This is a genomic window from Actinomadura sp. NPDC048032 (genome assembly GCF_040653175.1).
Classification (GTDB): Bacteria; Actinomycetota; Actinomycetes; order Streptosporangiales; family Streptosporangiaceae; genus Spirillospora; species Spirillospora verrucosospora.
Map to the genome: position 1 here is coordinate 1 of NZ_JBEZJP010000081.1, position 24,607 is coordinate 24,607.

A 24,607-nucleotide genomic window follows, 5' to 3' on the forward strand; every position below is an offset into this window, starting at 1 on the left:
GGCGAAAGCCCCGGGCCGGCCGGCCCGGGGCTTTCGTCGTTCCGGGGACCGGCCGGCCTCCCGGGGCATGAACGAGAGGCAGCAACCCATGGTCGTCGTCATGGCCCCGGAGGCCAGCGAAGCGGACGTCAGAGCCGTCGTCTCACTGGTCGAGACGGCAGGAGGCGACGCCTTCGTCAGCCGCGGAGTGGAGCGGACCATCGTCGGGCTGGTGGGCGACGTCCAGCAGTTCGGCTCGCTGAACCTGCGCGGGATGCGCGGCGTCAGCGACGTCATCCGCATCTCGGCGCCCTACAAGCTGGTGAGCCGCGAGAACCACGCCGAGCGGACGGTCGTCCGGGTCGGCGGGGTCCCGATCGGCCCCGGCACCATGACGCTGATCGCCGGCCCGTGCGCGGTGGAGACCCCCGAGCAGACCCTCGGCGCGGCGCAGATGGCGCAGGCCGCGGGCGCGACGCTGCTGCGCGGCGGCGCGTTCAAGCCGCGCACGTCGCCGTACGCGTTCCAGGGCCTCGGCGAGGCCGGGCTGCGCATCCTCGCGGACGTGCGCGAGGAGACCGGCATGCCGATCGTCACCGAGGTCGTGGACGCCGCCGACGTCGAGCTCGTCGCCTCCTACGCCGACATGCTGCAGATCGGCACCCGCAACGCGCAGAACTTCGCGCTCCTGCAGGCCGCCGGCGAGTCGGGCAAGCCGGTCATGCTGAAGCGCGGCATGAACGGGACGATCGAGGAGTGGCTGATGGCCGCCGAGTACGTCGCGCAGCGCGGCAACCTCGACATCGTGCTCTGCGAGCGGGGCATCCGCACGTTCGAGCGGGCGACCCGCAACACCCTCGACATCTCCGCGGTGCCGGTGGCGCAGCGCCTCTCCCACCTGCCGGTCATCGTGGACCCGTCGCACTCGGGCGGCAGCCGCGACCTGGTCCTGCCGCTGACCCGCGCGGCGATCGCGATCGGCGCCGACGGTGTGATCATCGACGTGCACCCGCACCCGGAGACCGCCCTGTGCGACGGCCCGCAGGCCCTGGTCGACGGCGACCTGCGCGAGCTCGCCAAGCTCGTCCGCGACCTGCCCCCGATCGTCGGCCGCTCCCTCACCAGGAGCGAGGACCCCGACGCCGTGCCCGCCTGATCCGCCCGACCCGCCCGGCCGTCCGGCGGGGACGCCGAGCGGGTATCGTCCTGAACCATGGCTTACTGGGCACCTGATTGCGGACCGCCGCGCTCCTGACGGGGCGCGGCGACCGCATTCCTGCTGATCACGACACGGCCCGGCGCGCCCACGCGCCCCGGCCGTGCCGTCCTGCGCCCCGAATCCGGATCCTCCCTTCCGATTCGAGCCCAGGAGCCCTTCTCCCGTGTCACAGAACACCTCTCTTCGGCGCGCGTCCGAAAAGCCCTCGCGGTCCAGTGCCCGGCGCGGCGGCGCCGACGTCCTGCTCGCGGCGTCCCTGTGGGGGACGACCGGCACCGTCCGCACGTTCGCGGACGGCGCGTCCCCGTACTCGGTCGCCGCGATCCGCATCATCATCGGCGGGCTCGTCCTGCTGGCCCTCGCCGCGTGCACGCGCCGCGGCGCGGGGCTGCGCCGCCTGCTGACGGACCGCCGCAACCTGCCGCTCGTCGCCCTCGGAGCGGCCGCCGTCACCGTCTACCAGACGGCGTTCTTCGTCGCCGCCGGGCGCACGGGCGTCGCGGTCGGCACCGTCGTCACGATCGGCAGCGCGCCGGTGTTCGCCGGCGTGATCGGGCTGCTGGCGCGCGGCGCCGCGCCCACCGGACGGTGGACGCTCGCCACGGCGGGGGCCGTCGCGGGCTGCGCGCTGCTCGTCGGCGGCGGCCGGGACGCGGGCGCGGAGCCGCTCGGCATCGGGCTGGCCCTGCTGTCCGGGCTGTCGTACGCGGTGTACGCGACGGTGGCGTCCGTCCTCATCACCCGGGGCGAGGAGGACCGGGCCGTCGCCGCGGCGCTGTTCGGCGCGGCGGCCCTTCCGCTGGTCCCCGTGCTGCTCGCCGGGCCGACGGGCTGGCTGCTCACCGGGAGCGGCGCGCTCATCGCGCTCTACCTCGGCGTGATCACCACGGGCGGCGGCTACCTGCTGTTCGCCCGGGGCCTGCGCACCACGCCGGCGACGACGGCGACGACGCTGACGCTCGCGGAGCCGGCGGTGGCGGCGGCGCTCGGCACGGTGCTGCTGGGCGAGCGGCTCGGCGGCCCGGCGCTCGGCGGCCTCGCGCTGCTGGCGGCGAGCCTGGTGGTCCTCGTGGCCCCTGTCCGCCGGCGCGGCTCCGGCGACGGCGCACGGGGCCGCGGCGAAGGCGCACAGGGCGGTAACGAATTGGTCTGAACCATTGGCCGGGCACGGCGCGGCGAGGATGATGACCGGCATGACGACGGGAGATGGTGACGCCGGGGGGCGGCTCTTCCCGGAGAACCTGGACGGCGTCGATCCGGTCGCCGCCGTGCTGCTGGCGGACGCGCGCCGCGCCCTGGCCGCCTACCCGGAGCTCGTGGCCCTCGGCGCCGTGTTCACCGCCGCCGAGCGGGTTCCGGGCGGCTGGCAGGTCGTGTGCCCGTTCGACCCGCTGCCGCAGGGCGCGCGCGAGATCCTCGCCGACCACCTGGAGGACCGCGCCGCCTCGGACTACGGAGCCCGGGCGCGCGACCTGGCGGCCGCGGCCCGGACGCTGCGGCGCGAGCCGGCCGACGAGGTGACCGCGGGCGGGCGGCGGTTCCGCATCGCGCGGATCGAGCAGCTGGCCCGCACCGGGCCGGATGGGCCCGAGCCGCCCCGCCCGACCGACCTGGACCCGCTGCCGTCGTGCGGCCGCGTCCCGCCCGTCCGGCCGCACGAGCTGCTGCCCGACGACGGCCCGGCGTCCGACCTCGCGACCGCCGAGCTGCTGTGCCAGGTGCTGGACGCCGCGGCGGCCAGGGGGAACGAGCCGTCCGGCGCGTTCCTCACCCCGGTCGCGCTGGCGCCCGCGTTCACGGTCGCCGAGCGCGGCGAGCGGCGCTGGCGGCCCGTGGGGCGCCTGTACGACGCGCCGCAGCAGGCCCGCGACTCGCTGGCCACCTACTTCAGGCACGTGGTGCCCGCGGTGGAGAGCCCCGCCGAGGACGACATCGCCCGGTTCGCCGAGGCGGCGGAGCTGCTGGAGGACGACAGCCGCCGCAACGGCATCGCCGTCGCGGGCCGCCGCTTCCGCATCGTCCGCATCGAGCGGATCACCCTGATGGGCCCGGACGGGCCCGAGCCGCCCCGCCCGACGGACTTCGACGCCCGCTAGCCGCGGGCCTCGGACGCCGGGGGGGCGGGTCAGACGGCCGGGTCGCCGTAGGCGGGCCGGTGCTCCTGGACGGACGCGGCGAGCTGGTCGGCGAGCTCGCCGACGTCGAGGCGCTTCTCGATCTGCCGCAGGTCGTCGATCTTGGCCCGGGTCTCGGCGCGGCGGGGCGCGAGCAGGGTGCAGCAGTCCTCGTCGGGCAGCTCGGAGATCGTCAGGGTGCGGATGCGGCGCGCCTGGTCCATGATCTCGACCTTGTCCATGCCGACGAGGGGCCGCAGGATGGGCAGCTCGACGGCGTCGTCCAGCGCGGTGATGTTGGCGAGGGTCTGGCTGGACACCTGCCCGAGCGCGTCGCCGGTGATCAGCGCGGAGCCGCGCAGCCGCCGGGCGAGGACCTCCCCGGTGCGCAGCATCAGCCGCCGCTGCGCGATCACCGCGAGCCGGTCGGCGCCGGAGGACTTGATCTGCTGCTGCGCCTTGCCGAACGGCACGACGAACAGCCGGGACCCGGTCTGGAACTTGTCCAGCTCGCGGACCAGCGCGTACGCCTTGTAGATCGACTCGGGGCCGGTGAACGGCATCCCGGAGAAGTGCAGGTAGTCGACGCGCAGGCCGCGGCGCATCATCCGGTACGCGGCGACGGGCGAGTCGATGCCGCCCGACATCAGCACGAGGCCGCGGCCGCTCATCCCGACGGGCAGGCCGCCCTGCCCGGCGAGGCCGCCGGAGTAGACGAACACCTCGTCGCGGTCGACCTCGATCGACAGGGTGTGGTCGGGGTTCTTGAGCCGGACGGGCTGGCCGTAGCGGGCGGTGACGAGCGTGCCGATGTGCCGGTCGAGCTCGGTGGAGGTCATCGGGAATCGCTTGTCGCGGCGCCGGGACCGGACGGCGAACGTGCCGGTCCGCCCGTCCATGAGCTCCAGGGCGGCGCGCTCGACGCTGGCGAGGTCCTTGCCGACCCGCCAGGCGCGGTGCGCCCAGACGATGCCCATGACGTCGGTGATCCGCTGCGCGACCCGCTCCATGGTGGCCAGGTCGGCATCGTGTTTGCGGACGATGAAGACGCCGTGCCGGCGGACGACGTCCACCCGGGCGATCGGCCGGACGGCGGTGCGCACGTTGTCGGCGAGACGGCGCTCGAACTGCTCGCGGTTCTTGCCCTTGAGGACGATCTCGCCCAGTTTGAGCAGCACGCACGGCTCACCGTCGACCGGCGACTGCTCCCGGACGTCCGCCGCCGCGGTGCCGGGCGCGGTGTCGAGCGTGGTCATGCGTGATCCTCCTGGCGGGAACAGGGTAAAGAGGGGACCTCCAGTGTGGCCCAGAGAGGCCAACACCGCGACCCGCATTCCCTGTTCCCGCCCGGGCGGGACGATCAGCCGAAGAAGACCTCGGCCTCGGAGTAGCGCTCCAGCGGGACGGTCTTGAGCTCCTTCGTCGCCTCGTCGAGGCCGACGCGGATGATGTCGGTGCCCTGGAGGGCGACCATCTTGCCGTAGTCGCCGTCCTTGACGGCGTCGATCGCCTGGAGGCCGAAGCGGGTGGCGAGGACGCGGTCGAACGCGGTGGGGGTGCCGCCGCGCTGGATGTGCCCGAGCACGGTGGCGCGGGCCTCCTTGCCGGTGCGCTTCTCGATCTCGTCGGCGAGGGCCTGCCCGATGCCGCCGAGCCGGACGTGCCCGAACGCGTCCCGCTCACCGGTCTGCAGCTGCATCTGCCCGTCGATGGGGTGCGCGCCCTCCGACACCACGATGATCGGGGCGTAGCGGGTCTTGAACCGGCTCTCCACGTACTGGCAGACCTTCTCGATGTCGAAGGGCCGCTCGGGGATGAGGATGACGTTGGCGCCGGCGGCCATGCCGACGTGCAGCGCGATCCAGCCCGCGTGCCGGCCCATGACCTCGCAGATCAGCGCGCGGTGGTGGCTCTCGGCGGTGGTGTGCAGCCGGTCGACGGCCTCCATGCCGATGTTCACCGCGGTGTCGAACCCGAAGGTGTAGTCGGTCGCGTTCAGGTCGTTGTCGATCGTCTTCGGGACGCCGACGACGTTGACCCCGTTGGCGTACAGCTCGCGCGCGACGCCGAGGGTGTCCTCGCCGCCGATGGCGATCAGCGCGTCCACGCCGAGGCCCGCGAGGTTGTCCTTGATCCGCTCGACGCCGCCCTCGACCTTGACCGGGTTGGTCCGCGACGAGCCGAGGATCGTCCCGCCGCGCGGCAGGATCCCGCGCACGGCCTGGACGTCGAGGGCCACGGTGTCGCCTTCGAGGGGCCCGCGCCAGCCGGCCCGGAACCCGACGAACTCGTAGCCGTAGACCTGGACGCCCTTGCGGACGACCGCGCGGATCACCGCGTTCAGGCCGGGGCAGTCTCCGCCTCCGGTCAGCACTCCGACGCGCATGCCGTCACCTTCTCCCGCCACCGGGCTCCTCCCTCGGTCCACGTTCTCAGCCTAGTCGTCGCACGCGGCGGCGCAGGCCTCCGCCGGATGCCCCGGCGCGCCGCCAATGGTCTAGACCATAGCCCGTGGCAGGGCCCCGCGGCACTTCGTTCGCGGCGACGGCGCCCTCAGCCGGACGGGTCCCGGCCGAAGACGCGGACCCGGCCGCGGAAGGCCGCCGCCACTCCCCCGGGCACGCGCCGCGCCGCGACCCCGCGCGGGCGCGGCGGGGCCTGCCCGTCATAGGACCACCGCACCTCCGCCAGCGCGAGTTCCCGCGCCGCGTCGCCCGCGAGACGGTCCCGGTTCGCGCGCGCGAAGTCCCAGCCGTCCCGGAAGGAGCCGCGCGTCGGGCGCTCGGCGGCCCACGCCGTGAAGACCGCCTTCCAGGACGTCCCGTACGAGGCGGACAGGGCCGGCCATGCTCGGGCGACCTCGCCCGCCCGCTTCAGCAGGATCCCGTGCGCGGCGGCCCGCACCGCGCCGGCGTCGAACCCCTCCGGCATCGGCCCGCCCGCCGTCATGGCCCGGACGAGCGCCTCCTGCGCCGCCGCCAGCCCGGCGTCGAATCCGCTCGTGTCGGATCCGCTCATGTGACGGGCTCCAGTCCGGAGGCGGCGGCGACGGCGTCGAGCTCGGCGCGCAGCTCCGCGGCGGGCGGGTAGCGGCCGTCGCGCTCCAGCAGGAGGCCGGGCGGGCGGCGCCGCGCGCACAGCTCCGCGACCAGCTCCAGCACCTCGGCGGGAACGGCGGCGGCGTGCGTGTCGTGGTACCGCCCGCCCTCCTCCGAGCCGCCCGCGACGTGGCAGTAGGCGACGCGGTCCAGCGGGAGGCGGTCGAGGAGGTCCGCGGGGTCCTCGCCGCGGTTGCGCGCGTTGGCGTACACGTTCGCGACGTCCAGCAGCAGGAGTGCGCCGGTGCGCTCCAGCAGTTCGGTGAGGAAGTCGGCCTCGGAGTACTCGGCGTCCGGCCAGTCGAAGAGGGCGGCGATGGGCTCGACGGCCAGCGGGACGGGCAGCTCCGCCTGCGTCCGGCGGATGTTGGCGGTCAGCGCGTCCAGCGCGGCCCGGGTGCGCGGCACCGGCAGCAGGTGCCCGGCCTCGACGCCGCCCGCGCGGACGAACGCGACGTGCTCGCTCGCCAGCGGCGCGCCGAGCGCCTCGGCGCAGGCGGCCAGGTGCGCGACGCGCTCGGCGGCCACGGGCTCGGCGCCGCCCAGCGACAGCCGCACCCCGTGCGGGACGATCGCCGCGCCGCGGTCGCGCAGCGCGAGCAGCTCCGGGGCGGGCTCCGCCGGATGCACCGACTCGGCGATCACCTCGGTGAAGCGCAGCCCCGGCAGCGCGCCGACGAACCCGGCGATCTCGGGACGCCAGCCGATCCCCACGCCCAGCCGCATCTCAGCCCCCTCCACCGCAGCCGCCGCCCCCTCCGCACCCGCCTCCCCCTCCGCACCCGCTCCCGCCGCCGCAGCCGCTCCCGCCCCCGCACGAGCCGCCGCCTCCGCAGGAGGAGGACGAGCACACCAAGGCGGTCGAGGAGCAGGAGGAGCCCGAGTGGCCGCCGGAGGCGGCCGCGACCCCGGCCATCTCCAGGTACCGGCCGAGCCCCACGGTCTGGGCGAACAGCGGGTCGAGCGCCAGGAGCGCGGCCGTGCCGAACAGCGCCACGCCCATGAGCGCGTCGGGCGCCGGCAGCCCGGCGTAGGACGGCTCGTTCGCCGGGTCCAGGGCGGAACGGGACTCCTTGATCCGCTCGACGGCCAGCTCGCCCTCCCGCGTCCGCTCGGCGCCCGAGGCGAGGCCGAGGGCTCCGAAACCGAGACCGATCAGCTCGGCGATCGGCACGAGCTTCGCCGGGAACCCGCCGAAGGCGTCGGTCATGACGAAGGCGACGAAGCCCAGCATCATCCACCCGAACATGACCGCCTGGAGGTTGCGCAGCCGGCGGCGCCCGGCCGGCGCGAGCACCATCCCCTGCGCGGCGAGCCCGTCGCGGAGCCGGTCGAGCTCCGCGCGCACGCCCGGCTCGGCGGTGAGCTCGGCGAGCGTTCCGGCCCGCAGGTGCGCGACCGCCCCGAAGACCGCCGCGTCCAGCGGCGTCCCGGCCGCGCGCGGCCCCGCGGCTGACGGCTCGGTGGCCAGCAGCCTGCCGTCGGCGTAGGCGTCGACCGCGCCGTCCAGCCGCAGCGCCGTGAGCGAGGCGGCGATCGCGTGGCGCCCTCCGCCCCGCAGGTAGGCGACCTCGTAGGGATGCAGATCGCGCGCCGGAGGCCTGCCCCGCCGCATCACGGCGCGCACCCTCCGCAGGACCGCCAGCAGCACGAGCCCGACCAGGAGGTGGGCCGCGAGGAACCCCAGCGCGGGCCCCAGGATCTCGTCCGTCATGACGCGCTCCCGTCGCTCTTCGCCTTCTGGCGTTGAGACGCAGGCGCCGCCGCGGCGGTTCGCCCCGCGCTACTCCTCCTCGTCGAGGCCCTTCTCGATGGCGTAGCGGACGAGTTCGACGCGGTTGTGGAGCTGGAGCTTGCCGAGGGTGTTCTGCACGTGGTTCTGCACCGTCCGGTGGGACAGGACGAGGCGCTGCGCGATCTGCTTGTAGGTCAGCCCCTTCGCGACGAGGCGCAGCACCTCGGTCTCGCGGTCGGTCAGCCGCGGCGCGTCGTCGTCCTCGCGGGCCGGGGCGGCGGCGAGGCGGCGGTACTCGCCGAGGACGAGCCCGGCGAGCCCCGGGGTGAAGACGGCGTCGCCCTCGCCCGTCCGCCGGACGGCGTCCAGGAACTCCTCGCGGGCGGCGGACTTGAGCAGGTAGCCGGTCGCGCCCGCCTTCACCGCCTCCAGGACGTCCTGCTGCTCGCCGCTGGCCGACAGCACCAGCACGCGGACGGGCGGGTCGGCGGCGGCGAGGCGCCGGGTCACCTCGACCCCGCTGAGGTCGGGCAGCTGGAGGTCGACCACCGCCACCTGCGGGCGGGCGGCGGCGGCGATGCGGACGGCGGCGCGGCCCTCCCCGGCGGTCGCGACCACGTCGTGCCCGGCCTCGCCGAGGTCGCGGGCCACCGCCTCGCGCCACATCGGATGGTCGTCCACGACCATGACCCGCAGAGGCCGGAGGGGAACGTCGCTCACGGTCACACCCTAGCCCGCGGCACGGTCATCTCGACCTCGGTCCCGTCGCCCTCCGCGGAGACGATCGACACGGTGCCGCCGAGGTCGGCGATGCGGCCGCGGATGGACTGGGCGACGCCGAGCCGCCCGTCCGCCGCGGCCCGGTCGAGCCGCCCGGGAGGCATGCCGGGGCCGTCGTCGCGGACGCTGACGGTCACCGCGCCCTCGCCGTCCTCCAGCAGGACCCACGCGCGGGCCCCCTCGCCGCAGTGCCGCCGGACGTTGTCGAGCGCCGCCGCCACCGCCGCCCCGACCTCCCCGGCGGCGTGGGCGGGCAGCCGCACCTCCGTGGCGGGCGTCGACACCGTCACGGAGGTGGAGGCGTGCCCGGTCAGCAGCGCCCGCAGGTCCGTGCCGCCGCCGGAGGCGTCCGGGGGCGGCGCCGCCGGGCCCGCGCCGACGAGGGCGCGCAGCGCCGCCTCCTGCTCGCCCGCGAGGCGGCCCAGCTCGGCCGCCTCGCCGCCGAGCTCGCCGCCGCGCCGCTGCACCATCGCCAGCACCTGCAGCACCGAGTCGTGGATGCGCCGCGCCAGCCGCTCCCGCTCCCGGGTCGCCGCCTCCAGCTCGACGGCCCGCGCCAGCCGCGCCTCCGCCTCCCGCGCGAGACGCACGACGTGCCCGACGACGAGGCCCGCGAAGAACAGCAGCACGATGCCGTTGAACGTCGTGCCGCCGATGCCGCTCGTCCCGGCGGCCGCGTGCACCAGCAGGTTCGCGGCGGCCAGGACGGCCGCGGCGGCGACGCCCGCCCGCCGCCCGCCCGCGACCGCCCACGCCAGCACCGCGGCCGCCACCCACGACACCGGCAGCGTCGGGCGCCCGGCGGAGATGTTCCCGGCCTCCTCCACCCACGCCGTCGCGAGCACGCACCCCGCCGCGACGGCGAGGTCGGCGGCCAGCAGCGGCCGGCCGCGGCGCGCCCGGCCGCTGCCGGCGAAGGCGGCGGGGCCGAAGGCGAACGACGCGTAGCCGGTCCATCCGGCCATGAGGGCGAGGACGGCCCATCCGCCGAGGGGGTGGGCGTAGCCGCCGTGGTTCATGGCGATCACGACCGCGGCGTAGCACAGGGCGAGCCCGCGGTAGACGGCCACGGCCCGCCACAGCGCGGTCTCCAGGCCCGTCCCCCGCGGCTCAGCCGCGGTCACTCAGCCCTCCGTCGTCGTCCTCGACCGGACGCACCTCCTTGCCGGCCAGCTCCGCCTTCACCTCGGCGGAGTACCGGTCGACGTACTCCTGCCCGGACAGCCGCTGGATCGCCATCATGATCTCGTCGGTGATCTCGCGGAGCACCTCGTGGTCGTCCTCGCGCCCGTAGTAGCGGGAGAAGTCCATGGGCTCGCCGAACCGCACGCCCGGCCGGATCCCGAGCCGCGGGTACGGCCGGCCGGGCGGCATCAGCTCGAACGTGTTGACCATCGCCATCGGGATCACCGGCACCCGCGACTTCAGCGCCAGCCGCGCGACCCCCGTCTTGCCGCGGTACAGCCGGTTGTCGGGCGCCCGGGTGCCCTCGGGGTAGATGCCGAGCAGCTTGCCCTCGCCGAGGATGCGCAGCCCCGTCTGCAGCGCCGCCTCGGCGGCCGAGCCGCCGGTCCGGTCGACCGGCACCACCCCGACGCCGGTGAAGAACCCCTTGCTGATCAGCCCCTTGATCCCCCGGCCGGTGAAGTACTCCTCCTTGCCGATGAAGAAGATCGGTCGCATCAGCGGCAGCGGGCCGAAGAAGTGGTCGGCGAACGACAGGTGGTTGCTCACCATCAGCGCCGGCCCGCGCTTCGGGACGTTGCGCGCCCCCCGGTTCCGCGGCCACCACAGCAGGTACATGACCGGGGAGAGGACGATCCTCAGCAGGATCCAGAACCAGAGCATCGTATGCGGGTACCTTTCCCTCGGACCGGACGCCCCCGCGCGGGCGTGCCCCGGTCCTGGCCGACGGGAGATGATGGGACATCCTCCCACTCTCCGTCCCACCGATCTACCGGCCGGTACCCGTCACCGGGACCCGGTCGCCCCGGCGGCGGGCCGGGAATAACCGTAGGCTCGGAGCGGTAAATCTCAATCGAGTGCGCCGGAGGGCTTGTCCCGGGCGGCGCAGCGAATACCGTGGGACACACGTTTCGGGGTGTCCGGGAGTGCCTCCACGCGGGGGCGACCGGGCACCACATGTCAATGGGGGGAGCGGAGGCCGCCATGCCGGTGCTGTCGGTCACGCCGGAGTCGTCGAAGGAGCCGGCCCCGTGAATCGCCGTGGCAATGGACTGTCAGCGGAGACCTACGCCCCACTGGTCGACCTCGCGCCGCATCTCGCGGACGCGATGCTGTCGGCGCTCGGCGAGGCGGGCGTCGCGGCCTACGCGGCGTCCCCGTCCGGCCTGCCGGAGATCGCCGAGGCGGCGGCGGAGCCGGTCGCCGGCGACGTCCTCGACCGGCTGTACGTGGACGTCGACATGAAGCCGGCCGCCGAGGGCATCCTGCGCGTGCACCTCGCCCGGCTCCGCGAGGCCTCGGCCCGCGGCTCCGACGGCGACCGCGACGGCTCCGAGCTCGCCGACGCCGACCTGCCGGGCCCCGAGCGCGCGGACGCCGAGCGCCTCGACGCCGCGGAGCGCGCCGGGACCGGCCTCGCCGACCCGGGCGCCGGCCAGGCGGGCGCCGCCGCCGAGCGCGACGAGGACGCCATCTGGGCCGAGATCGTCGCCGGGTACGACACCGTCCCCGAGGGCGACGAGGTCCCGTGGCCCGACGAGGAGAACATCCGCGAGCCCGCCGACCCCCCGGGCGAGGGCGAGGACCGCACCGGGCGGCTGCCCCGCGCCCGCGTGATCAAGCCGGCCGAGGAGGCGGCGTTCCCGGCCGGCGACGACGATGACGACGAGGGGCACTACGTCCCGCCCCCTCCCCCGCCGCTGCCGAGCGCCGACCCGCTCACCAAGGGCGCCTGGATCGCGCTGATCGGCGGCCCCGTCTACCTGCTGGTCACCGTCATCCTCGACTGGGAGGTCCCCGGCTGGGCGGCCTTCCTCGCCGTCGCCGCGTTCATCGGGGGGTTCGTCACCCTCGTCCTGCGCATGGGCGACGAGCCCCGCGACCCCGACGACGGGGCCGTCGTCTAGGGCGGCCCCAGCTCGGCCAGCACGGGCCGGTGGTCGGTGGCCAGGGCATGGTCGCCGGCGTCGTCGGGCGGCACCCCGCACGCGGTGATCCGCACGGCGGGGTCGGCGAAGACGCCGTCGATGCGGCGCTTCGGGTCGCGTGCGGTGAAGGTGAGCTCCCCGCCCGCCGGAGCGGCCGCGTACGCGTCCTGGAACCGGTCGGCCAGCAGCGACCAGGACGGGCCGCCCGGCTCCTCGTTGACGTCGCCCGCGAGCACGGCCGGGGCGCCGTGGCGCTCGCGGGCGCGGTCGAGGTGGGCGAGGATCTCGTGGACGTGCCGCAGGCGCGGGCCCTCCGCCAGGTCCAGATGGGTGCTCGCGGCGATCAGGCGGGCGCCGCCGACCTCCAGGACGGCGAGCGCGAGGGCGCGGCGGTGCAGGCCCGGGTCCGGCGAGAGCAGGTGGAACTCGCGGGCCACGCGGCGCACGTGCGGCGCGGCGAGGACGGCGAGCCCGCAGGCCCGCCGCCCCGCCGCGATCCGCAGGCCGCAGTCCCGCGCCAGGCGGCGGCGCCGCAGCCGCCACCCCCAGAAGCGCGGGACCTCCTGCAGGCACACCACGTCCGGGGCGTTCGCGCGGACGACGCGGGCCACGGCGGCCGGGTCGTCGCGCAGCGACCGGACGTTGTAGGAGAGCAGCCGGACGGCGGCCACGCCTAGACGATCACGTCCTGGAACGGGCGGACGCGCGCCAGGTCGGCGGCCCCGACGATGCCCGCCGCGGAGCCCAGCTCGGCGATCCGGATGTCGGGAAGCGGGCGGTGGCCGCGACCGGTCAGGGCGTCCTCGAACGCGGAGCGGATCGGGTCGAGCAGCAGGTCGCCGGCGTCCGACAGGCCGCCGCCGATGATGAAGGCGCCCGGGTCGAGGATCGCGCTGAGATCGGCCAGGCCCTGGCCCGCCCAGTGCGCGATCGTCCGGAAGCACTCCAGCGCCGCCTTGTCGCCCTCCCGGGCCGCCTGCGACACCTCCGGGCCGCTGATGCCCTCGGGCCGCCCGCCGCCGAGCTCCAGCAGCCGCCCCGCCATCGCGGGCGCCACCCGGGCCAGGTCGCGCGCCTCGTGCACGAGGGCGTTGCCGCTGGCGTACTGCTCCCAGCAGCCGCGGTTGCCGCAGCCGCAGCGGCGCCCGTCCGGGACGACCCGGAAGTGCCCCATCTCCGCGCCGATGCCGAACCGGCCCCGGTACAGCTCGCCGTTGATGATGATGCCGCCGCCGATGCCGGTGCCGAGGGCCACGAGGACGAGGAAGTTCTCGCCGCGCCCGGCGCCGAACCGGGCCTCGCCCCACGCGGTGGCGTTGCCGTCGTTCTCCACGACCACCGGCAGCCCGACGAGGCTCTCCACCTTCTCCTTGATCGGCTCGTCGCGCCAGGCGAGGTTCGGCGCGAACAGCACGGTGGAGCGGGTCTCGTCGACGAAGCCCGCGGTGCCGAGCCCGACCGCCGCGACCTCCTCGTACTTGCCCTTCAGCAGGTCGACGACCTCGGCGATGGTCTCGGCGGTCTCCTTGGGGTTGGTCGAGGGAGTCGGCCGGCGGACCTTCTCCAGAATCGTCCCCCGGTCGTCGACGACCCCCGCGGCCACCTTCGTGCCGCCCACATCCACGCCGATGGTCAGGGCCATGTAACCCTTCCTCCTCCTCGCGTCGCCCCTGGCTGGAGCCACTCCCGCTCTACCCGATGTCGATGGGGCCGCCGGTGGCGGCCGACCACGGGTCGCCCGGATCGGGACGTTCCGACCGATCGGACGTACCCGCCCGCGCGCCCTCCGACGCCTCCGGCGGCCCGGTCCGGTCGGACCCGCGCGTCCGGGGGGACCCCTGCGCCCGGTCGGGCGCGCGGGTCCGGTCGAACGCCGCCGCCACGTCCAGCGCGGCGGCGACCAGGGACCGCCCGGCCTCGCGCAGGTGCCGTCCCACGTCGCCGCCGGACTCCCGCTTGATCGCGATGGCCCGGCAGACCGGGCAGTCGCGGCACTCGGGGGCGCCGGTGGCGATGTGCGGCCCGCGGGCGCGCCCGCCCGGCCCGCCCGCCGGCTCGTCGGCGATGGCACGGTCCCACACGTCCCCGGCCGGCTCGTCCCGGCCCGCGTGCTCGTCCCGGCCGCCGCCCATCCGCCTGATCAACGCGTCGACGAGCTTGGCCGCCTCGTCCAGGACGTCGCCCGGCTGGTCGCTCATGTCTCCATCTTCCATCCGTCGTCGGCGTGAACGGTATCGCCTCCGCGCCGTGTTCAGGCCACCGCCCGCGGCGGGATCAGCCCTCCACGTGGCGCCTGAGGCCCTTGAGGGCGGAGTCGATGATCCGCTTCTCGCCCTTGCGCTTCACCATGCCGATCATGGGGATGCGGACGTCCACGGCCAGCTCGTAGGTGACCTCGGTGGCGCCGCCCTCCTCCGCGAGGACGTAGGAGCCGTGCAGCCCCGTGACGACCGTGCCCGGCTCCACCAGCTCCCACGTCACCCGGTCGTCGCCCTCCCAGGTGTAGGCGAGCCCGACGGTGTCGCTGAACGGGCCGCCGTCGAACGTGAGCCGGGCGCGGGCGGCCCGGCCGTCCTCGCCCGTCTCCTGCACGGTGAACTCGCGGATGCCGCTCGCCCACCGCGGGTACGCCTCCAGATCGGCGATCACCGCCATGATCTCGGCCTTCCCGGCCTTGACCGTGATGGAGGAACTCGTGCGGTCCGCCATCTGCGTCTCCCTCCGGCTCGCCCCGAACCCCTGCGGGCCCGCTGTCCCTAGAGAAGTATGGTTCACACCGTCAGGACGTAGGGCACACCGCGCGCGCGGAAGTGCCCGACGTTCACGCATTCGGTGCGGCCGATGCGGATCCGGCTCGCGAGCGGCTGATGGACGTGCCCGAACAGCACGTACCTCGGCTGCGTGCGGTGGACGGCCTCGAGGACGGCCTCGCTCCCGCGCTCGAACCTGCGCGCCACGGTGTCGTACAGCAGCTCGGGGACGGCGGGCGGGATGTGGCAGCACAGCACGTCCACCTCGCCGACCGCCTCGACCTTGGCCGCGTAGGCCTCCTCGTCCAGCTCGTAGGGGGTGCGGTACTCGGTGCGCAGGCCGCCGCCGACGAACCCGAACCGCAGCCCGCCGATCTCGGTGGTCTGGCCGTCCAGGACGTGGTGGCCGTCGCGCAGGTGCGCGTCCCACAGCCGGGGGACGTCGACGTTGCCGTAGGTCAGGTACGCCGGGGCGGGCATGGCCGCGAACAGCTCGGCGTACTGGCGGTTCACGGCCCGCTCGATGTGCGGCCGGGCGTCCCCGTCCAGCGAGGCCCACAGGCCCCGGGAGAACTCGCGGGCCTCGTCGAAGCGCTTCTCGGTGCGCAGCCCGATGAAGCGGTCGGCGTTGTCCTGGCCGAACAGGTCGGCGAAGATCCCCTGCCCGTGGTCGTGGTAGTCGATGAACAGGATCAGATCGCCCAGGCAGATGAGCGCGTCCGCGCCGTCCGCCGCGCCCGCCAGCGCGTCCGCGCGGCCGTGGACGTCGCTCACCACATGGATCCTCATGAACCGAATGTAATAGCGCCGACCGCCGGAGTGAACGGGCGGGTCATGACGTCCGGCGCGACGTGGGCCGTTCGCAAAGGCTCGGTCGGCGGAGGGCCGTCAGCCGGCGGCGGCCGCCACGAGCGTGCGCCACTCGCGGACGAGCACGGGGTCGACCGGCGCGTCCCAGTCGCCGTCGGGACGCACGGCCGTCCCCACGTGGAAGGCGGTGACGCCAGCCGCGGCGAGGACGGCGACGTGCTTGCGGCGCAGCCCGCCCCCGGCCATGATCATCTTGGCCGCGGCGGGGTCCCCGACCGCGCGCCGCACGAGGACGTCGACCCCGGCGTCCACGCCGCGGGACGAGCCCGCCGTCAGCACCGTGTCGAGGCGGCCGCCGAACGCGCGGACGACGCCCCACGCCTGGGCGGGGTCGGCGGCGTGGTCCAGCGCCCGGTGGAAGGTCCAGGGCAGCGGGTCGGTGTCGGCGGCGAGCTTGCCGGTGGCGCCCGCGTCGACGTGCCCCGAGGAGTCGAGGAAGCCGAGCACGAACCCGTCGGCGCCCGCGTCGGCGAGGCCCGCCGCGGCGCGCCGCAGCCGGTCCAGCTCGGCCCCGGTGGTGCGGAACCCCGCGTTGGCGCGCAGCATCACCCGCATCGGCACGGACGTGGCCGCCCGGATCGCCGCGACGAGATCGGGGTCGGGGGTGAGCCCGTCCGCGGCCATGTCGGCGACGACCTCGACGCGGTCGGCGCCGCCCTCCTGCGCCGCGCTCGCGTCGTCAACGGTCAGCGCGATCACTTCGAGCAGCGACATGGCGACCCCCGGAACCCGTTGGCGGTGTGCGACCGGGTCAAGGGTAGGCGACCCGGCGGCGCGCTCCGGGGGCCGCCGGGCGGTCTTTGCCGTGCCGTTAACAGCCGCCGTTCGCTGCGGTGTTGCTACTCGTGGGTATCATGCGGCAACGGAGGAGTTCACGCGCCGCCGGCCGGACGGCCCGGCGCGACCGGGGCTCCCCGCCGTCCTCGAAGACCGACGACAGGAGTGGGCCGTGCGCGAGTTCAGCGTCCCCGCGATGGTGGAGGTCCCCGACTCCGCCACTCTGACCGACGCGCCCTTCACCCGGGCCGTCGAGGAGCCGGGCCGGATCGTGCTGCGGCGCAAGAGCGGCGACGCGTGGAGCGCCGTCACCGCGGCGGAGTTCGCCGCCGAGACGGCGGGGATCGCCAAGGGCCTGGCCGCCGCCGGCGTCGAGCCCGGCGACCGCGTGTGCCTGCTGTCGCGGACCCGCTACGAGTGGACGGTCCTGGACTACGCGATCTGGGCGGCGGGCGCGATCTCCGTCCCGATCTACGAGACGTCCTCCGCCGAGCAGATCGAGTGGATCGTCGGCGACTCCGGGGCCAGGGCCGTGTTCGCCGAGACCGACGAGCACGTGGCGACCGTCGCGGGGCTCCGGGACCGGCTCCCCGGGCTGGCGCACGTGTGGGGCATCGACGCGGGCGGCGTCGCGGAGGTCGCCCGGCTCGGCGCGGACGTCGGCGACGACGTCGTCGAGGAGCGCCGCCGCTCCCGCTCCGCCGCGGACGTCGCCACGCTCGTCTACACCTCCGGCACCACCGGGCGCCCCAAGGGCTGCGAGATCACCCACGGGAACCTGGTGTCGACCGCCCGCAACGCCGTGCAGGGGGCGATCGCCGAGGTCGCCGTCGAGGGCAGCTCCACGCTGCTGTTCCTGCCGCTGGCCCACGTGTTCGCCCGGCTGATCGAGGTCGCCACCATCGAGGGCGGCATCGTGCTCGGGCACAGCGACGTCCCGAACCTGCTGCCGGACCTGGCCTCGTTCCGGCCGACGTTCCTGCTGGCCGTCCCCCGCGTGTTCGAGAAGGTCTACAACGGCGCCGAGCAGAAGGCCGCGGCCGACGGCAAGGGCAAGATCTTCAAGACGGCGGCCGACACCGCGGTCGCCTACAGCCGGGCGCTGGACGACGGCGGCCCCGGGCTCGGGCTGAAGGCCCGGCACAAGGTCTTCGACGTGCTCGTGTACCGCAAGCTGCGCGCCGCGGTCGGCGGACGGGTGCAGTACGCGGTGTCCGGCGGCGCCGCGCTCGGCGAGCGGCTCGGGCACTTCTTCCGCGGCGTCGGGATCACGATCCTGGAGGGCTACGGCCTCACCGAGACGACCGCGCCCGCCGCCGTCAACCGGCCCTCCGCCCTCAGGATCGGCACGGTGGGCCCGCCGATCCCCGGCGTCGACGTGCGCATCGCCGAGGACGGCGAGGTCCTCGTGCGCGGCGTCAACGTCATGCGCGGCTACTGGAACAACGAGGCCGCCACCAAGGAGGCCCTGGAGGACGGCTGGTTCCACACCGGCGACCTCGGCTCCCTCGACGAGGAGGGCTTCCTGCGGATCACCGGCCGCAAGAAGGAGATCCTCGTCACCGCCGCGGGCAAGAACGTGGCGCCCGCGCCGCTGGAGGACCGGCTCCGCGCGCACCCGCTGATCAGCCAGTGCCTCGTCGTCGGCGACGGCCGCAAGTTCATCAGCGCGCTCGTCACCCTGGACGAGGAGGCGCTCGGCCCGTGGAAGGCCCGGCACGGCAAGCCCGAGGCGATGACGGTGGACGAGCTGCGCCGCGACCCCGACCTCGTCGCCGAGATCGAGGCCGCGGTCGCCGACGCCAACAAGTCGGTCAGCCACGCTGAGGCGATCAAGAAGCACGTCGTCCTCGGCGTCGACTTCACCGAGGAGGCCGGGCACATGACGCCGAGCCTGAAGGTGAAGCGCAACGTGGTGATGAAGGACTTCGCCGACGAGATCGACGCCCTCTACACCGGCTGAGCCGGGGCGGCCCGCGCGGTCAGGCGCCCGGCGCGCCGCCGGACGCGGGGCGCAGGGCCGCGACGGCGTCCCCGATCGGGGTGGAGCCGTTGAGCAGGCCCAGCGTGAGGCGGCGGACGTCGCCGGCGTCCAGCAGCGCCGCGATGACCGCCGCCACGTCGTCGCGGGTGACCGCGCCGTGCCCGATCGGCGGCTCGGCCAGCGCCACCAGCCCGGTGGGCGGGTCGTCGGTGAGGCGGCCCGGCCGCAGGATCAGCCAGTCCAGGGCGTCGCGGCGCCGCAGGTCGTCCTCGGCCGCGCCCTTGGCCCTGATGTAGGCCTCCCAGACCTCGTCGCGCCCGGGCGCGGGCGGCTCCCCGGCGCCCATCGCGGAGATCTGCACGAAGCCGCGGACGCCCGCGCGCTCGGCCGCGTCCGCCGCCAGCACCGCGGCGCCGCGGTCGACGGTGTCCTTGCGCGCCACGCCGCTGCCCGGGCCCGCCCCGGCGGCGAACACGACGGCGTCCGCGCCGGTCAGGTGGTCGGCCACCTCGTCGAGGGTCGCCGACTCCAGGTCGCACACGACCGGTCCCGCGCCGGTGTCCCGGACGTCCCCGGCGTGGCCGGGATTGCGGATGATGCTCAGCACGGTGTCCCCCCGTGCGGCCAGCAGCCGGGACAGCCGCAGTGCGATCTGCCCGTGCCCGCCCGCGATCACGATGTTCATGCCGCGATCGTAGGACGCGGCGGGCCCGGACGCGCGGACGCGCGCCCGGGCCCCCGCGGACCGGTTCCGCTCAGCGGCGGGGCTTGATCCGCGTCCCGGCCCTGGAGCCGTTGATCGCCTTGACCGCCTTGGCCATCAGCTGGTCGTCCATCACGTTGATGAGGTCGCCGTGGTCGGTGACCGGGTCGTGGCCCGACTCGGGGAAGCTGTCCAGCGCGAACGCCAGCGGCTTGGCCGGCAGGTTGTAGGCCAGGGTCATGCGCAGCTGCGGCACGGCCTTCGTGCCCTGCGGGCACTGCCCCGTCCGCGGGTCCGCGAACCGGATGTGGTCGCGGTGGTTGGCGCTGTCGGTGTTCTGACCGTCCCAGCAGCTCGGGAAGTTCAGCACGCGCTCCACCTTGCTGCCGCGCGGGCACAGCGGGTACTTGTCGGTGAACGCCCGGTTCTCGAACCCGCTGCACGTCCAGCTCGCGTGCGCGTTCTTCAGGCCGTTCGTCACGGCCTTGGCGTCACCGGCGACGACGCGGATGAACCGCGGCATCGCGGTCACCTTGGCGCGCGGGTTGCCGAGGTACTGGAGCTTGACGCTCGACGGGGTGACGATGCTGCCGACGTTGCCGTCCGCCTGGCTCTGCTGCGCCCGGTCCGAGGTGTCCTGACCGGCGCGGAGCCGGATCACCGGCCAGAAGTAGGCCGACTTGTCGCCGTTGGTGCACGTCGTCCCGGCGGCGGCGAACGTCTCGTCGGTGGAGAACGCGTTCGTGTCGAGATTGCCGACGTAGTCGTGGATGTGGTGCGCGCCGTTCACGACGCCCGGGGCGGCGAGCACGTTGTCGGGGTTGCTGTGGGCCTGGCCCTTGTTCACGCCGCAACTGGACGCGAACACGCCGGTCGAGGCCTGGCGGCCGCGGCGGGGCTGCCGCACGCGCGGCGCCTTGCGGATGTCGACGAACTGGTCCGCGCGCAGGCTCGGATTCGCCGGCGCCTGCCCGCCGTTCTGGCCACCGTTCTGGCCGCCATTTTGGCCGCCGTTCTGCCCGCCGTTCTGCCCGCCGTTCTGGCCGCCGCCGGGCTGCTGGCCGCCCTGCGGGTCGGCAGGCGGAGTCGTCTGGCCGCCGTCGATCGGGCCGCCGTCACCCATCTGACCGCCGTCGCCCATCTGACCGCCGTCACCCATCTGACCGCCGTCGCCCATCTGGCCACCGTTCTGCTGGCCGCCCTGGGGGTCGGTCGGCTGCGCGGCGGGGTCGGTCGGCTGGGCGGTCGGGTCCGCCGCCGCGGCGGGGATCCCCTGGTAGACCGTCGCGACCAGGGTCAGCGCCGGGATCAACGCGGCGAAGGCTTTCTTCTTTCGTCCCATCGAAAAACTGCTCCCTTTGCGGGGTCTCCGTCAGTGCAGAGCGCGCCTGGGAACCAGGCCCGTGCTCTCCAGCAGCGACATGTGCGTGTTGACGAATTTCAGGCACCGTTCGGCGAACGCGCGGATCTCGGTGTTCTCGGTCGCGGCGCGCACCTTGGCGATGACCGTGAAGACCTGCCCGTGGGCGGCGCGCAACCGCAGCACGAACGTCTTGTCATAGTCGGCGCCGTATTTTCCCGACATCTCCCTCAGCCAGCTCTTCTGGCTGCCGTTGGGCTCGTTGGGAAGCAGCACGCCCAGTTTCTGCGCCTCGGCGCGGGTGTCGGCGTCCAGCTGCATGTGCTGGCGCATGATGATCTCGCCGACCTCCTTCACCCGGGGGCTGGAGGCGCGCTGCGCGGCCTGCTGTCCCGCGGGCATCTCCCAGAGGCCGGCCTGCCGGACCTTCACCAGGAGCTGCCTGTCCAGAGTGCTGAGCCGGCCCCAGCGGGTGTTGACGGTGCCACCGAGGTTCGCCGCGCCGCTCGCGGGCGTGCCGACCGGGCTCATGACGACCGCGAAGGCCGCCACGACGGCGGCCGCGGCCGCCAGCACCAGCAGCAGGCGCCCCTTGCCGAGGCGCGGGAGCGTGCGCTTTCCGGCGATTCCGTAGGATTTCCTCAAGGGCTCTCGTCCCTCCTTCCAAGGATCTCTCGACGGACCCGGCGCGGGTTCGTCCGGAGATACGCAGCGGAACGCCCCGGGGGTTCAACGATGTCCACCTGTTGTCATTTCTTTCTGCGCCCGGAATTCAACGCCGCGAGGGCGCCCCGGGGACTCCGCCGACGACACGAAGCGCCAATGCGGGGCACATCGCGACCGCCTTCTGAACGTCCTTCTCCATCCACGACGGAATGTCGGTGCCGAGCACGACGGGAAAGCCGTACCGGTCGAGCTGGATCAGCTCGGGCACGAGGTAGGCGCACAGGCCGTGCCCGTCGCACCGGCTCCAGTCGATCGCGACCCGCCCCTCCGTGCCGTCCGGCACCGGCAGCGGCAGCACCCCGTAGGTCGACTGGCCGCACCCGCCTCCCCACCGGTGCGCGTCGATGTCGGCGGTGAAGGCCTCCATCGCCGACAGGACGAACCTGGCCGTCCCGTCGGGGTGGGTGCAGGCGCCGCGGCCCCGGCCGACGCCGGCGGCGCGGCGCACGCCGTCCACCGTCCCGGCCCCCTCGGTGAGCGCCATCAGGGACCGGACGACGTCGGGCAGCCCGAGCCGGCACGGCCCGCACTGCCCGGCGGACTGCGCCGCGAGGTAGGAGGCGATCCGCGTCACCTCTCCGAGGGGGCAGGTGCCCTGGGTGAGCGGCAGGATGATCCCCGCGCCCACCGTCCCGCCGACGCGGCGCATCCCCGCGCGCGACAGGACCGCCCGCGACACCGCGGCCGGGTCGAGCCACATGCCGTGGTAGCCGCCGACGAGCACGCCCGGCGACGCCGGCACCCCGCAGTGGTCGAGGACGGCCCGCAGCGGCGTGCCGAGCGGCGCCTCCACGACCTGCGTCCCGCCGATCGTCAGCAGCGTGGTGCCCGGCTCGTCCTCCGTCCCGGCCGAGGCGTACAGGTCGGGGCCGAGGGAGACGAGCACCGCGAGCTGCGCGAACGTCTCGGTGTTGGACAGCAGGGTCGGGAAGCCGTCCACCCCCGAGTCGGACGCGCGGACCTTGACGCCCGGCGGGATCGGCGTCTCCCCGTTGATCGCGCGGATCACCGCGCCGCTCTCCCCGGAGATGAACCGCTCGGTCAGCCGCACCACCCGGGCCGGCATCCGCCGCTCGCTGATCGCGGCGCGGACCGACCGGGCGGCCTCGTCGCTCTCGACGGCCAGCACGATCCGCTGGGTCCCGAGCGCGCTCGCCGCGATCTGCGCGCCGTCGAGCACCAGGTGCGGCGCCCTGCCGAGCAGCACCTTGTCCTTGGCGCTGCCGGGCTCGCCCTCGGCGCCGTTGACCACCACGACGACGTCCTCGCTGGACCCGCGCTCGTCGCCCCTCTCGCCGGGCAGCAGCGCGGTCCGGTCGGCGGTCGGGTGGTCGACCCGCGCCGCGACCGCCATCAGCTTGCGGGCGAACGGGAACCCCGCCCCGCCGCGTCCCCTCAGGTCGACCTGCTCGGCCATGCGCACCAGGTCGTCCAGCGCCGGCGCGCGGAGCCTGCCGTGCACCGCGAGGTGCCGGTCGAGGTCCAGCCGGTCGAACCGGTCGAACCCGAGCGTCAGCCGCGGCCCGCCGATATTGGAGACGGTGACGGTCGAGGTCATCGGAGGACCTCGGTGTCGCGGCCCGGTCCGGTGACGGGCATGCCGCGCGGGTCCGCGACGGTCTGCCGGGAGTCCGCGAAGTCGCGCGGGTCGCCGAGGTCGCGCGGATCGTCGAACGGGTCCTCCGGCGCCCGGGCGCGGGCCCTCGCGGCGGCGCGCCCCTCCTCGTGCTCGCGCGCCGCCATGGCGCGCCGGTCGCGGCGGCGGCCCGCGCCGTCCGGCAGCGAGAACGCCTCGACGTCCTCGCCGGCCCGGTGGACGTCCCGCGGCCTGATCACCACGACCATGCGGGTGACCAGGGCGAGGACGACGAACACCACGCTCATCACGTAGCTCAGCACGACCCACGGCGCCGCGGCCCGTCCGGTGATCAGGCCGTGCACGATCGCGAGCGGCCAGGACACGTAGGCGACGGCGTGCATCGACCGCCACACCCAGGCCTTGCCGCGGAACGCGAACCGCGCCCGCAGCAGCCCCGTGACCACGATGAGGAGCATCAGGTCGGAGGCGAGGGTGCCGAGGCCGATCGCGCCGGCGTCCGGCACCACGACCTGCACCGGCAGCGCGAGGCCGCTCATCACCTTCACCGTGACGTGCGCGACCAGCATCGCCGTCGCGACGACGGCGGAGGCGCGGTGCACCGCCTGGGCGAGCACCCGGTGCCGGATCTTCAGGATGAGGCGCTCGGTGGCCAGCAGCCCGCTCATCACCGCGGTGGTCAGCGCGACCAGCGCGAAGACGCCGGCGTAGAAGCTGAGGAAGTACTGCACGTTCGCGACCGCGACGGCGCCCTGCGGGGTCGCCGCGCCGACCAGCACCAGCACCGCGCCGGCGAGCACCACGCGCAGCGCCCAGGTGGGCACCGCGGGATCATCACTGTTGCGAATTCGCACCGCTCGGACTCCTGTTCTAGGTGGCGGCCGGCGCCGGGGCGCCGGCCGGTCCGGCGCCGTCCTTCTCCGGCTTCTTGCCGGGGGACGGCGTTGACGACGGAGAGTCGTCCGCGGCGGGGACCGGGCCGAGGTTGGCCAGCAGGCCCCCGGGAAGCACCTGGAGGACGCCGCGTTCGGCGAAGCCGAGGAGCGGCTTGGCGCGCTCGCGGAACGTCCAGCCGCCGATCTCGGCGCCGTCGAGCGGGACCGCACCGCCGCCGCGGCGCAGCCCGAAAGCGACCTCGGCGCGGGGCGCGGCCGCCCCGCCGCAGGGCCGCCCGGAGCCGGTGCGGCCGAGCGCGTCGCCCTGCTCGACGACGCTGCCGTCGCGCAGCTCGGTCACGCCCCGCATCCCGTAGTAGGTGGACGCGAGGCCGCTCGGGTGGATCACCATGACCACCGCGCCGGCCTGGCTGGAGCAGAACCGGTAGAGGCGCCCGCCGCCGGCGGCGAGGACGCGGCCGTCGCCGCCGGAGAACGCCAGCGACGCCAGCGGGCGCGCCGCCACGGCGTCGTCGGAGGTCGTCATCGACCACGCCTGGCCGGTCTTCCACGGCAGCATCAGCCGGTCGCCCGCCCGCGTCCCGTTGACGAGCGTGGCGGCCTGCGCGGCGCTCAGCGCGCCGTACCTGCGCAGGAGCCTCGACTCCGCCGGCGACATGAGGTCCGCGGGGGCGGCTCCGAGGAGCGAGGCGAACGCCGTCGCGCCGGACAGCCCGACCTGCCACTGGCGGCCCGTCCAGTGGGCGGCGTAGAAGGCGAGCTCGGGGCCGGCCGCGCTGGCCTCGGGAACCGGGATCGCACTGGTGCCGAACCGCCCACGGGGCGGAAACGGCGGGTTGCGTTCATGAAGGTGTTCGGGTGATGCTGTTCCGAAACCCCGCCACGACCGTGTTCGGGTGGGTTCAT

General features: G+C 74.9%; 25 protein-coding genes. 5 read left to right on the forward strand and 20 right to left on the reverse strand.

Features of this window, described 5'->3' with window-relative positions:
- Positions 1-88: 88 nt before the first annotated feature.
- The 3 genes from aroF to AB0C69_RS13955 all read left to right on the forward strand — a co-directional run bounded on the left by aroF (position 89) and on the right by AB0C69_RS13955 (position 3,294).
- Positions 89-1,135 (forward strand): 3-deoxy-7-phosphoheptulonate synthase, encoded by a 1,047-nt coding sequence (aroF, locus tag AB0C69_RS13945; RefSeq protein WP_345185957.1) that lies wholly within the window; start codon positions 89-91, stop codon positions 1,133-1,135.
- A 226-nt stretch (positions 1,136-1,361) separates the two neighbouring features.
- Complete coding sequence (locus tag AB0C69_RS13950; RefSeq protein ID WP_360353414.1) at positions 1,362-2,351, forward strand: EamA family transporter; 990 nt, start codon at positions 1,362-1,364, stop codon at positions 2,349-2,351.
- Between the two features lie 40 nt (positions 2,352-2,391).
- Positions 2,392-3,294, forward strand: coding sequence for a DUF5954 family protein (locus AB0C69_RS13955; RefSeq protein ID WP_360353416.1), 903 nt, complete (start codon positions 2,392-2,394; stop codon positions 3,292-3,294).
- Between the two features lie 29 nt (positions 3,295-3,323).
- Here the strand turns inward: AB0C69_RS13955 and thiI are convergent, their stop codons facing one another.
- The 8 genes from thiI to AB0C69_RS13995 all read right to left on the reverse strand — a co-directional run bounded on the left by thiI (position 3,324) and on the right by AB0C69_RS13995 (position 10,773).
- Positions 3,324-4,568, reverse strand: coding sequence for a tRNA uracil 4-sulfurtransferase ThiI (thiI, locus tag AB0C69_RS13960; protein WP_345185894.1), 1,245 nt, complete (start codon positions 4,566-4,568; stop codon positions 3,324-3,326).
- A gap of 104 nt (positions 4,569-4,672) precedes the next feature.
- Positions 4,673-5,698 carry a 6-phosphofructokinase gene (locus AB0C69_RS13965; protein WP_345185891.1) on the reverse strand — a complete coding sequence of 342 codons (1,026 nt, stop codon included), beginning with the start codon at positions 5,696-5,698 and terminating at the stop codon, positions 4,673-4,675.
- Positions 5,699-5,865: 167 nt separating this feature from the next.
- On the reverse strand, positions 5,866-6,330 hold the full coding sequence (locus AB0C69_RS13970) for a hypothetical protein (protein ID WP_360353419.1): 465 nt from the start codon (positions 6,328-6,330) through the stop codon (positions 5,866-5,868).
- Positions 6,327-7,136: a DUF692 family multinuclear iron-containing protein gene (locus AB0C69_RS13975; RefSeq protein WP_353834741.1), complete on the reverse strand. Its 810-nt coding sequence runs from the start codon at positions 7,134-7,136 to the stop codon at positions 6,327-6,329. Before AB0C69_RS13975 ends, AB0C69_RS13970 begins: the two co-directional genes overlap by 4 nt.
- Position 7,137: 1 nt before the next feature.
- Entirely contained in the window at positions 7,138-8,124 is a 987-nt protein-coding gene (locus AB0C69_RS13980) for a TIGR04222 domain-containing membrane protein (protein ID WP_360353421.1), read from the reverse strand.
- A gap of 69 nt (positions 8,125-8,193) precedes the next feature.
- Positions 8,194-8,832 (reverse strand): response regulator, encoded by a 639-nt coding sequence (locus AB0C69_RS13985; RefSeq protein WP_353834753.1) that lies wholly within the window; start codon positions 8,830-8,832, stop codon positions 8,194-8,196.
- A gap of 35 nt (positions 8,833-8,867) precedes the next feature.
- Positions 8,868-10,049, reverse strand: a complete 1,182-nt coding sequence (locus AB0C69_RS13990; RefSeq protein ID WP_360353423.1) for a DUF5931 domain-containing protein — start codon at positions 10,047-10,049, stop codon at positions 8,868-8,870.
- On the reverse strand, positions 10,036-10,773 hold the full coding sequence (locus tag AB0C69_RS13995; RefSeq protein WP_345185877.1) for a lysophospholipid acyltransferase family protein: 738 nt from the start codon (positions 10,771-10,773) through the stop codon (positions 10,036-10,038). Before AB0C69_RS13995 ends, AB0C69_RS13990 begins: the two co-directional genes overlap by 14 nt.
- Positions 10,774-11,141: 368 nt before the next feature.
- Between AB0C69_RS13995 and AB0C69_RS14000 the strand changes: the two genes are divergently transcribed.
- Positions 11,142-12,017 (forward strand): hypothetical protein, encoded by an 876-nt coding sequence (locus AB0C69_RS14000; protein WP_345185876.1) that lies wholly within the window; start codon positions 11,142-11,144, stop codon positions 12,015-12,017.
- Here AB0C69_RS14000 and AB0C69_RS14005 read toward each other — a convergent pair.
- From AB0C69_RS14005 to AB0C69_RS14030, 6 genes are all read right to left on the reverse strand, one after another.
- Positions 12,014-12,709 (reverse strand): endonuclease/exonuclease/phosphatase family protein, encoded by a 696-nt coding sequence (locus AB0C69_RS14005; RefSeq protein WP_360353426.1) that lies wholly within the window; start codon positions 12,707-12,709, stop codon positions 12,014-12,016. The genes AB0C69_RS14000 and AB0C69_RS14005 overlap by 4 nt on opposite strands.
- A gap of 2 nt (positions 12,710-12,711) precedes the next feature.
- On the reverse strand, positions 12,712-13,680 hold the full coding sequence (locus tag AB0C69_RS14010) for an ROK family glucokinase (protein WP_179842911.1): 969 nt from the start codon (positions 13,678-13,680) through the stop codon (positions 12,712-12,714).
- Between the two features lie 49 nt (positions 13,681-13,729).
- Positions 13,730-14,236 (reverse strand): hypothetical protein, encoded by a 507-nt coding sequence (locus tag AB0C69_RS14015; RefSeq protein ID WP_360353428.1) that lies wholly within the window; start codon positions 14,234-14,236, stop codon positions 13,730-13,732.
- Between the two features lie 76 nt (positions 14,237-14,312).
- The gene (locus AB0C69_RS14020) at positions 14,313-14,747 is read right to left on the reverse strand and encodes an SRPBCC family protein (RefSeq protein ID WP_345185869.1); all 435 of its coding nucleotides are present in this window, start codon (positions 14,745-14,747) and stop codon (positions 14,313-14,315) included.
- A gap of 62 nt (positions 14,748-14,809) precedes the next feature.
- Positions 14,810-15,577: a metallophosphoesterase gene (locus AB0C69_RS14025; RefSeq protein ID WP_345185865.1), complete on the reverse strand. Its 768-nt coding sequence runs from the start codon at positions 15,575-15,577 to the stop codon at positions 14,810-14,812.
- Positions 15,578-15,676: 99 nt separating this feature from the next.
- Positions 15,677-16,372 carry a copper homeostasis protein CutC gene (locus AB0C69_RS14030; protein ID WP_345185861.1) on the reverse strand — a complete coding sequence of 232 codons (696 nt, stop codon included), beginning with the start codon at positions 16,370-16,372 and terminating at the stop codon, positions 15,677-15,679.
- A gap of 235 nt (positions 16,373-16,607) precedes the next feature.
- Between AB0C69_RS14030 and AB0C69_RS14035 the strand changes: the two genes are divergently transcribed.
- Positions 16,608-18,398: a long-chain fatty acid--CoA ligase gene (locus AB0C69_RS14035; protein WP_360353431.1), complete on the forward strand. Its 1,791-nt coding sequence runs from the start codon at positions 16,608-16,610 to the stop codon at positions 18,396-18,398.
- A 19-nt stretch (positions 18,399-18,417) separates the two neighbouring features.
- On the opposite strand, the gene AB0C69_RS14040 is transcribed toward AB0C69_RS14035, so the two are convergent.
- The 6 genes from AB0C69_RS14040 to AB0C69_RS14065 form a co-directional block, all read right to left on the reverse strand.
- Positions 18,418-19,104 (reverse strand): NAD(P)H-binding protein, encoded by a 687-nt coding sequence (locus tag AB0C69_RS14040; RefSeq protein ID WP_360353433.1) that lies wholly within the window; start codon positions 19,102-19,104, stop codon positions 18,418-18,420.
- Positions 19,105-19,174: 70 nt separating this feature from the next.
- Positions 19,175-20,464, reverse strand: a complete 1,290-nt coding sequence (locus AB0C69_RS14045) for a DUF1996 domain-containing protein (protein ID WP_360353435.1) — start codon at positions 20,462-20,464, stop codon at positions 19,175-19,177.
- 30 nt (positions 20,465-20,494) lie between these two features.
- Positions 20,495-21,127, reverse strand: a complete 633-nt coding sequence (locus AB0C69_RS14050) for a DUF4142 domain-containing protein (protein ID WP_345185837.1) — start codon at positions 21,125-21,127, stop codon at positions 20,495-20,497.
- A gap of 127 nt (positions 21,128-21,254) precedes the next feature.
- Positions 21,255-22,766 carry a ferredoxin gene (locus tag AB0C69_RS14055; protein ID WP_345185834.1) on the reverse strand — a complete coding sequence of 504 codons (1,512 nt, stop codon included), beginning with the start codon at positions 22,764-22,766 and terminating at the stop codon, positions 21,255-21,257.
- Positions 22,763-23,629 carry a hypothetical protein gene (locus AB0C69_RS14060; protein ID WP_360353438.1) on the reverse strand — a complete coding sequence of 289 codons (867 nt, stop codon included), beginning with the start codon at positions 23,627-23,629 and terminating at the stop codon, positions 22,763-22,765. Before AB0C69_RS14060 ends, AB0C69_RS14055 begins: the two co-directional genes overlap by 4 nt.
- Before the next feature lie 46 nt (positions 23,630-23,675).
- On the reverse strand, positions 23,676-24,607 hold a 932-nt coding region (locus AB0C69_RS14065; RefSeq protein WP_360353440.1), incomplete at its 5' end, for a hypothetical protein.